Below are 9442 nucleotides of genomic sequence, written 5' to 3' on the forward strand. Positions count from 1 at the left end.
CGCGCGCGCCGCGTTGGCCGCCGAGTCTCCCGGCTGCTCCGCCGTGCGCCACACGACGATGCGCGACCAGGCCGTGGTGGGGCCGCGCAGAAGGAGCGCCACGTGCCTGCCCTCCGCGCTCACGGTGGGATCGCCCGTTCCCCACGTCAGGTGCTGCACGGTGTCGCCCGCCACCAGCCCCGCGGCGGAAAGCAGACGCCGCGCCTCCAGCGCGTTTGCGGTCGCCTCCACCACGAACAGGGCGTACATCTCTGCGGGCGACCCGCCGTACACGCCGCGGAACGCCTCGTCAAAGGTGCGCACCTGCCGCGCGGACATCCGGCGCCACAGGTCCACCAGGCCCGCTTCGCCGCGCCGGGCCGCGAGCCACTCCAGGAACGCGGAGCCCACCATGTACGCCATGCCGCCGCTCTGGTACGCGCCCGTGACGGCGTCCAGCTGGCCGTACGCGGGAAGCCTGCCCTCCAGCGCGAACTGGCGGATGGTCGCCGCGCGGATGGCGCTGTACGGGCGGCCGCTGCCGGTGAGCCGGCCTTCCACGTAGGTGGCGTAGCCCTCCTTGACCCAGCGCGGCGCGACGGCGAGCGGCCCCTGTCCGGGGATGGCGAAGACCCCGCGCAGCCGCGCCATGGGGCGGCGGCTGGGGCGGGTGAGGTGGGCGATGTGGGTGAACTCGTGCAGGGTGAGCTGCTCGGTGTAGTTGCGCGAGTTGCCCAGCGCCGAGCGCGGATCGGGCGGGGTGGGGTAGAGCTGGATGTACGGCGTGCGCAGAAACGACCACGCGGTCCCGTTGGTTTCGCCCGCAGGGTCGTCGATGACCACGGTGACGCGGCGCTCCGGCGTGCTGCCCACCAGCGGCGCCACGGCGGACTGGATGGACTCCATGCGCGACACGGCGTCGCGGGCCCACGGCTCCAGCTCCGCGGGAAAGTGCACGTCGAAGTGCTCGGTGCGCAGGGTGCGCCACGCCAGCCAGGGGCGCGTGGTCTGCGCGCCGGCGGTGGTGGCGCACGCCGCCGCGAGCAGCAGGGCCGGCAGAACTCGCTTGATCATCAAACCGGGACCGCGGGGGGAAGAGGATGACGCTCGCCGTCTACGCGCGCCCGAGTTGGATTGTTCCGGGCTGTGCCTGATCGGTACCGGCGTCTCCGCCGCTGAGCAGTGTCCGGTACCGGTCGACACCGGAAGCGTGTACCGCATCGAAGCGGTCCAGCAGCTGTACGGTATCAAGCAGGGAAAGGCTCATCCAGCCAATCAGGTCCAGAACAAGTGCATGCTGGTCGCGCAGGTCGCGCCAGTGCCAGATGGGTTCGTGATGAAATGCGCGGTTCCGCAGGTTGCGGACCCGGTTCAGGAGCGGCGACAGCGCTTTGCGGCTGCGCTTGCTCCTGGGCGCGGAAGCAAAGATCTTCTGGCCAAAGAGCCGTGGCCAGAGCACGCGGGTAGACTCGTACCGGACGTCGAACAGCGCGGTCCAGAATCCGAAGGTGAGTTCCGCGACCAGGCGGCCCGGCGCAAGCGGTTTTCCGGTTCCAACGAGATGCAGCTTGGCTGCACGCACCTTTTTTGCCTCACTGGTGTGCAGGAGTCCGGGGCTGTCGAGCCAGCACGGAACGCGATCAGGCGGTACGGTCTGCGCAACCGGATACACCGAGCAACCAGCATCGTAGATCGTGTTCCGAAGCCCACTTCCAGCATCTGGAGCGACGGGTACAGGGCTTCACACAACGCGGCGTTCCAGAGATAGCGGGCGAGGATTTCAGGCCGTGTTGCATCGGCGCCCCCGTATCCTCTCTCCAGGCGCTCAGGCGACAGGACCTTCCACAATGCATCGCTTGAGGCGACTTGCGTGAGGTCGGGCATCTGTTTATCCTTCGTGCACAGTCCCCGGGCGATTGCTCTCCCGACCAGTGTCGGTGACCAACCCGGGGTCTTTTTTTGTCCCATAGTGTACACCAAAGACTGCCCGAAGGGTAGTTCGACCGGCAAAAGGCCGGAGGTCTGCCGGTGCTCATCAGTCGCGGGAAGCCCGGGATCGAACAAAGCCCCGCGCCCGTGCATCACGGGGCGGGGCTTCCGTTCATCCACTCGCGTACGGCACCTATCCCGCGAGCACCGGCTCCAGCACGCGGGCCGGGTAGTGCGACGCCACGTACTCCTCCAGAATCTGCTGGAACTCGGCGGCAATGTGGTCGCCCTTGAGCGTGACCGCGTGCTCGCCGTCAATGTACACCGGGGCCTTGGGCTCCTCGAACGTGCCCGGCAGGCTGATCCCCAGGTTGGCGTGCTTGCTTTCGCCCGGGCCGTTCACCACGCACCCCATCACCGCGACCTTCATCTCCTCGACGCCGGGGTGCGTCTGCCGCCACACCGGCATCTGGTCGCGCAGGTAGTTCTGAATGTCTTCCGCCAGCTTCTGAAAGTACGTGGACGTGGTGCGGCCGCAGCCGGGGCAGCTGGTGACCTGCGGGCTGAACGAGCGGATTTCCAGCGACTGCAGGATCTGCTGCGCCACGTGCACCTCTTCGGTGCGGTCGCCCCCCGGCTTGGGCGTGAGCGAGACGCGGATGGTGTCGCCGATGCCTTCCTGCAGCAGAATGGAGAGCCCCGCCGCGGACGACACGATCCCCTTGGTGCCCATCCCCGCCTCGGTGAGCCCCAGGTGCAGCGGGTAGTCGCTCAGCGGCGCCAGCTTGCGGTACACCGCCACCAGGTCCTGCACCCCGCTCACCTTGGCGGAAAGGATGATGCGGTCGTGCGGCAGCCCCAGCCGCTCCGCCGCCGCGGCGGAACGCATGGCGCTCTCCGTCATGGCGTTCAGCATCACCTCCTTGGCGTCCAGCGGGGCGGCGGAGCGCGCGTTCTCGTCCATCATTTCCGTGAGCAGCGCCTGGTCCAGCGAGCCCCAGTTTACGCCGATGCGCACCGGCTTGCCGAACTCCAGCGCCCGGTCAATGATGGCCGCGAAGTTCTCGTCGTGCCGCTTGGCGCCCACGTTGCCGGGGTTGATGCGGTACTTGGCCAGCGCCCGCGCGGTGTCGGGATACTTGTGCAGCAGCAGGTGGCCGTTGTAGTGAAAGTCGCCCACGATGGGGACGTCCACCCCGCGCATGCGCAGGAATTCAACGATGTGCGGCACCGCGCGCGCGGACTCCTCGTTGTTCACCGTCACGCGCACCACCTGGCTTCCCGCGCGCCACAGTGCGGCTACCTGCCGGACGGTGCCCTCGATGTCGGCCGTGTCGGTGTTGGTCATGGACTGCACCACCACCGGCGCGGCGCTTCCCACGGGAACGCCGCCCACGTGCACGGTAACGGTAGGCCTGCGCCGGATCGCTGACATCGTTGTGCGGAGAATCAGGAGTGTCGTGAAGGTCGCCCGAAGCCCGCAAATCTAACCCATTCCCTTACTTCGGCAAAGATGGCGGGCGGCCTGCTCCCGCGTGGGGGAACAGCGCCCGTCCTGAAACGGTACGCAGGAACGTTTGACTTCCCGCTGTCCCGGCGGACACGCCGCCCGGCCGCTGATTTTCGTCCCTTCCTCTTCCCGCCCGCTTCCCGACATGACCGTACGAGACTCCGCGCGCGCCGCCGCGCGTCCGCTGTGCACGCTGGCCCTGCTGCTGGGCGCCGCGCTGGCCCCCGCCGCCGCCGCCGCGCAGAACACCTCTCCCGCGCCCGTGGACAGCTCGCTGGTGCGCAACCAGGTGATCTCCATCCTTCCCATCCACGCGATCTTCGGCTTCTACGCCGGGGAGTACGAGCGCACCCTCAACCAGACCGTGACGCTGGGGCTCGGCGCGAGCTACTTCAGCATCGAGGACCTGCGCTACTCCACGGTGGAAGCCAAGCTGCGGTACTACCCCTCCGGCGATCCGCTGCAGGGCCTTTCGTTCGGCGTCACCGCGGGGCCCACCATGCTTTCCGACCGGGAGTACAACGACTCGTACGACGATGTTCGGCGGGAAAGCATCAACGGGCTCGGCATCGGCATCGAGATCGCGCGCAGCCAGATCCTGGGCGTGGACCGCCGCTTCTACTACGGCTACGGCGCCGGCGCCAAGCGCGTCTTCTTCAACGACTCCGAGGACCAGTTCGGCGACGCGCAGCTCATCATCCCCACGGCGCGGCTGTCGGTGGGCTACGCCTTCTGATCCCGCCCCGCGTACGGTAGGTTCTGTCGAGCGGAAGGCACGGTGCCTTTCGCTCGGCTTCGTTCTGGGAGGGAGCGGATGCGGATCGACGAAGGCGCGGTGACCCGCACGCTGGCGGATCTGGTGCGCATTCCGTCCATCAACCCCGCGTTCAGCGGCGGATCCACCCACGAGCGCGCGGTGGCGGATGAGGTGCGCGCGCGGATGGATGCGCTGGGCATGCGCACGAGCGCGCACGAGCCGGCGCCGGGGCGCGTGAGCGTCGTCGGGCGGCTGCCGGGCACGGGAGGCGGGCGGTCGCTGATGCTGTACGCGCACCACGACACGGTGGGGGTGGAGGGCATGCCGGACCCTTTCCATCCACGGATCGAGAACGGGCGGATGTACGGCCGCGGTGCCTACGACATGAAGTGCGGGCTGGCCGCCTCCCTGGCCGCGGTGCAGGCGGTGGTGGAGTCCGGCGCGCCCCTCGCGGGCGACCTGCTGATTGCGTCCGTCGCGGACGAGGAGGAGGCCAGCCTGGGGATGGAGGAGGTGCTGCGCCACCACACGGCCGATGCCTGCATTCTCACGGAGCCTACGGAGCTGGGGCTGGTGGTGGGCCACCGCGGGTTCTGCTGGATGGAGGTGGTGGTGCACGGCCGCGCCGCGCACGGCAGCGCCTTTGCCGAGGGGATCGACGCCAACCTGCGGATGGGGCGCGTGCTGGCGCGGCTGGAGGCGCTTTCCACCGCGCTGCTGGCCCGCCCGCCGCACCCGGTGGTGGGGCCGCCGTCGCTGCACGCGGCCACGCTGCAGGGCGGCACGGGGTGGAGCACCTACGCCGCGCGCTCGGTGCTGCAGATCGAGCGGCGGACGGTGCCGGGGGAGACGGAAGCCTCGGTGGTGGCCGAGGTGCGCGCGATTCTGGATGCGCTGGCGGCGGAGGACGCCACGTTCCGCGCGGAGGTGCGCCCGCTGCTCACGCGGGAGCCGTGGGCCGCGCGCCCGGATTCGCTCATCGCCGCCGCGGTGCAGGATGCGGCGGAAGCGGTGCTGGGGAGCCGCCCGGCGCGCGGCGGGGCGCCGTACTGGATGGATGCGGCGCTGCTGGGCGCGGCGGGGATCGACGCCGTGGTGATGGGGCCGGCGGGGGGCGGCGCGCACACGCCGGAGGAGTGGGTGGATCTGGAATCCGTGCACCAGACGGCGCGGATTCTGGCGTGCGCCGCGGTGACGTTCTGCGGGTGAGCGGGGCTGGGCGGGTGTCCGTGCGAGGAGGGGATCGGCAGGTGTCCGTGCCAGGCGTGGCGATTGGCGCGGGTCGGCGCGGGTCGGCGCGGGTCGGCGCGGGTCGGCGCGGGTCGGCGCGGGTCGGCGCGGGTCGGCGCGGGTCGGCGCGGGTCGGCGCGGGTCGGCGCGGGTCGGCGCGGCCGCCGTCCAGAGCGAATGAATTCGGCTGGAAGAGCACGAAGTCCGCCTTCGCGGACTGGGCCCTCAGCATCGGTGCGGCCCCCCACGAGCCGCACCGGGCCCCGGGTTCCGCGGTGCTCGCAACCCTTTTCAGCGCAACAACCTGTCATCCTGAGGAGGCGCCGGACGCACCCTCAGCCGCGCCGACCTTTGGCGCCGACGAAGGATCTACTTACCGCCCGTTCCAACTCCGCTGGCCGCGCTGACGTCCCCGTGTTGTCGTTCGTGCAGTTGAAGTCCCGAGCGTTGACGCGACAGCGGCCGCGAGTCAGGGCTTCCCGCTGTCTGAGCGGCGGATTCATCCGCTCAGGACACCATCCGCGCCACGAATGGTTGTGGATCGCACCGCGTTTTCCCCACGCCGACAACCCTCCCCCAGGTTGTGCTGGGGGAGGGTGGGTGAGTCATGCGAACCCGGGTGGGGGCCGCCCTGAACTCCGCCACCCACACCGGCACCCTGGCGCCCCGTGCAGGTGAAGTCCCCCGTCCGTTCTGGGGGACTTTCCGCCGTTGTTGCGGCGAATTCATTCGCTCAGCTGCTCCGCCACCCGCCGCCGCTCAGCGCGGCGCGCGGAGGCGGTGGATGCGGACGGTGCTTTCCGCCTGCGCGGCGGACTTCTCGCGGCGCTCGTCCGCCAGGTCCACGGCCCATCCCCGCGCCCGCATCGCGTCCAGGAACTCGCCCGCGTACACCCGCCCCGGATCGGCGATGAGCGCCATCCCGCCCGGCTCGACGATGCGCGGCAGCAGCGCGGCCAGCAGGTCCGCGTTGCGCTTTTCGTACAGCACGTCGGCGGCGACCAGGCGCGGGTAGCGCTCTTCCGGCGGCGGATGGTTCCAGTCCAGCGGGTCGGTGCGCAGCGCGCCCAGCCCGTTGCGCCACGCGTTGGTGCGCGCAAAGGCGAGCGCATCCGCGTACCAGTCGGTGGCGAGCGTGTCCGCGCCCAGGTGCAGCAGCGCCAGCGAGGGGAGCGCGACTCCCGCGCCGAGCTCGATGACGCGCACCCCGGCCCAGTCGTCTGCTCCTCCGTCCAGCAGATGCCGCGCGAGGGCGCGCGCGCTGGGCCACAGCTCCGCCCAGTACGGAAGCCGCTCATCCACCGCGTACTCGCGCTCGTCGATCAGCTCGTCCGCGGCGCGGGGCAGGAGCATGCGCACGCTCCACCCGCCATGCGCGAATTCTTCTTCGCGGACGGCGTAGCGGGCCTGCAGGGCGGCTTGGAGCTCGTGCGACATCGCTGCTACAATCTCGTTTTTCTTGCTCCCCCGCGCTCACGGGGACATGTTTGGCGGCGCGGCAAGCTGGCCGCCCCGTGATCCCCGGTCAACCGCACCCCCTGTGACGACCCTTCGGCGCAAGCCTTTTGAACGCCGCCTGCGGCGCGCGCTGCTGCTGTTCAGCGTGCTTCCCTCGCTCCTGGTGATGGGCGTGGGAACGTTCATGCTGTCGCGGAGCGTGCGCCTGAATGACGCGGTGGGCGCGTGGGAGCGCGTGGGCCGCAGCGGCGCGGAACTGGTGCAGCGCGCCGAGCAGTCCGGCGACACCGCGCTGGCACGCGCGGCGGCCGTCCATCGCGCGGAACTGGAGGAAAGCATCACCAACGCGCGCCGGTGGGAGTACCTGCTGCGCCGCGGCCTTGGCCTCATCCCCCTGGCCGGCCTGGCGGCGGGGGCGCTCCTGGCCGTGCTCGCCATGCGGGCGTCGCGGCGCATCGGGCGGCGGCTTTCCGCGCCGGTGGAGGAACTGGCGGACTGGGCGGGAATGATCGGGCAGGGGCAGCCGCTCCCCGCGCCGCACGGGCGCAGCACGTCCGACGAGTTCGCCGTGCTGCGCAACGCGCTGCGGCGCATGGCGTCGGAGCTGGAAACGTCACGGGAGCGCGCGCTGGAGGCGGAGCGCGCGCGCACGTGGATCGGGATGGCGCGACGGGTGGCGCACGAGCTCAAGAACCCGCTCACCCCCATCCGCTTCGCGCTGCGCACGCTGGAGCGCGCGGCGCCGCCCCGCGAGGACGCGCGCGAGGCGCTGGAGGTGCTGGCGGCGGAATCGGCGCGGCTGGAGGAGCTGGCGCGCACCTTCGCCCAGCTGGGCCGCATGCCCGAGGGCCCGCCGAGCGAGATCGACCTGCAGGAGATGCTGGACTACCTGCGCCGCACCCACCTTCCGGCCGAGCTTCCGTCATCCATGGAGGCCGCGGACGGGACGCCGCGCGTGCAGGGCCACCACGACGCGCTCTCCCGCGCGTTCGCCAACCTGCTGCTGAACGCCGGCGAGGCGGTGCAGGGCCGGCCGGGCGCGCGCGTGGACGTGGTGATCGGGACGGTGGATGGCGAGGTGCAGGTGCGGGTGCTGGACTCCGGGCCGGGGATCGCGCCGGAGATCGTGGAACGCATCTGGGAGCCGGACTTCACCACCCGCGCGCGCGGGACGGGGCTGGGGCTGGCTCTCGTCCGGCAGACGGTGCAGTCGCACGGCGGGCGCGTGTGGGCCCGCACGCGTGCGGAGGGCGGCGCGGAGTTCGGCGTCGCGCTTCCCGCCGCCGCGGTGCAGAACGACGCCGAACCCGCCCTCAGCGCCGGCGCGCGCGCCTTCCGCTGACGCACCCCGCGCCGTCCGATGACGCAAAACCCGGCTCCGCCGGGTTTTCCTGTTCCCGGGATGTGCGCCGGGCCTTCGGGAGGCCCGGCGGACGGGATCATATCCACATCGCCGAGGATTCCAAGCCGTTCGCCCGCTTCCGATTGCGGGGTGTGGACGGCGGACGGGGCGGCCCCGGCGCGTGCCCGCGGGGAAACTTCGGACGGCGCGGGGCGTAGAAGGCGCCCGTTCGCTCGCGCCGCTCCTGACTCCCTGCATCCGCCGCAATGCCCGCCAGCATCCTGATCGTCGACGACGAAGCGAACATCCGCCGCATGCTGGGCAGCCTGCTGCGCGCCGAGGGCTACCGCACGCGCGAGGCGGGAAGCGGCCTGGGCGCCCTGGCCGAGGTGCAGGCAGAGGAGCCCGACGCCGTGCTGATGGACCTGTACATGGGGAGCGAGAGCGGCTTGGACGCGCTCCCCCGGCTGCGCGAGGCCGCGCCCGAGCTGCCGGTGATCATGATGAGCGGGCGCGCCTCCCTGTCCGACGCGGTCAAGGCCACGCGGCTGGGCGCCTTTCACTTCATCGAAAAGCCGCTCTCCCCCGAAGCCGTCCTGCTGACGCTGGGCTCCGCGCTGGAGCTGCGCAAGGCGCGCGACCTGAACCGCGCCCTGCGCGAGGAACTGGGGGACCGCGACGAGATGGTGGGCCGCAGCCCCGGCGTGGAGCGGGTGCGGCAGATGATCGCCCGCGTGGCGCCCACGGACGCGCGTGTCCTCATCACCGGCGAATCGGGGACGGGCAAGGAGGTGGCGGCCAGCGCCATTCACTACGGCAGCGCCCGGGCTGGCGGGCCGTTCGTAAAGCTGAACTGCGCCGCCATCCCCAAGGACCTGGTGGAGTCGGAGATGTTCGGCCACGAGCGCGGCGCGTTCACCGGCGCCACGGAGCGCCGGCGCGGACGCTTCGAGGTCGCCAGCGGGGGCACGCTGTTTCTGGATGAGATCGGCGACCTGAGCCTGGCCGCGCAGGCCAAGCTGCTGCGGGCGCTGGAGCAGGGGGAGATCGAGCGTGTTGGCGGCACGGAAACCATCGCGGTGGACGTGCGCATCCTGACCGCCACCAACAAGGACCTGCGCGCCGAGGTGGCGGCCGGGCGCTTTCGCGAGGACCTGTACTTTCGCCTGCACGTCATCCCCCTGCACCTGCCGCCCCTGCGCGAGCGGCCGGGCGACGTGGCGCTGCTGGTGGAGCA

The 9442-nt window shown here is 71.2% G+C and carries 7 protein-coding genes and 1 pseudogene; 4 read left to right on the forward strand and 4 right to left on the reverse strand.

Annotated elements, in window-relative coordinates; genetic code table 11:
- The 3 genes and pseudogenes from VF665_RS22100 to ispG form a co-directional block, all read right to left on the reverse strand.
- Positions 1–1053: pseudogene (locus tag VF665_RS22100) on the reverse strand (hypothetical protein); the annotation flags it as partial.
- 40 nt (positions 1054–1093) lie between these two features.
- Complete coding sequence (locus VF665_RS22105) at positions 1094–1651, reverse strand: hypothetical protein (protein ID WP_331055644.1); 558 nt, start codon at positions 1649–1651, stop codon at positions 1094–1096.
- A 450-nt stretch (positions 1652–2101) separates the two neighbouring features.
- Positions 2102–3343 (reverse strand): flavodoxin-dependent (E)-4-hydroxy-3-methylbut-2-enyl-diphosphate synthase, encoded by a 1242-nt coding sequence (gene ispG / locus VF665_RS22110; protein ID WP_331055645.1) that lies wholly within the window; start codon positions 3341–3343, stop codon positions 2102–2104.
- Between the two features lie 220 nt (positions 3344–3563).
- Between ispG and VF665_RS22115 the strand changes: the two genes are divergently transcribed.
- Positions 3564–4154: a hypothetical protein gene (locus VF665_RS22115; RefSeq protein WP_331055646.1), complete on the forward strand. Its 591-nt coding sequence runs from the start codon at positions 3564–3566 to the stop codon at positions 4152–4154.
- A 78-nt stretch (positions 4155–4232) separates the two neighbouring features.
- Positions 4233–5384 (forward strand): M20/M25/M40 family metallo-hydrolase, encoded by a 1152-nt coding sequence (locus VF665_RS22120; protein ID WP_331055647.1) that lies wholly within the window; start codon positions 4233–4235, stop codon positions 5382–5384.
- A gap of 780 nt (positions 5385–6164) precedes the next feature.
- Here the strand turns inward: VF665_RS22120 and VF665_RS22125 are convergent.
- Positions 6165–6842: a hypothetical protein gene (locus VF665_RS22125; protein WP_331055648.1), complete on the reverse strand. Its 678-nt coding sequence runs from the start codon at positions 6840–6842 to the stop codon at positions 6165–6167.
- A 103-nt stretch (positions 6843–6945) separates the two neighbouring features.
- On the opposite strand from VF665_RS22125, the gene VF665_RS22130 reads away from it, so the two are divergent.
- Together VF665_RS22130 and VF665_RS22135 are read left to right on the forward strand one after the other, a co-directional pair.
- On the forward strand, positions 6946–8205 hold the full coding sequence (locus VF665_RS22130) for a HAMP domain-containing sensor histidine kinase (protein ID WP_331055649.1): 1260 nt from the start codon (positions 6946–6948) through the stop codon (positions 8203–8205).
- Positions 8206–8471: 266 nt separating this feature from the next.
- Positions 8472–9442 (forward strand): sigma-54 dependent transcriptional regulator (locus VF665_RS22135; RefSeq protein ID WP_331055650.1); only part of this gene is annotated, 971 nt, incomplete at its 3' end.

The organism is Longimicrobium sp., assembly GCF_036387355.1.
Taxonomy (GTDB): domain Bacteria; phylum Gemmatimonadota; class Gemmatimonadetes; order Longimicrobiales; family Longimicrobiaceae; genus Longimicrobium.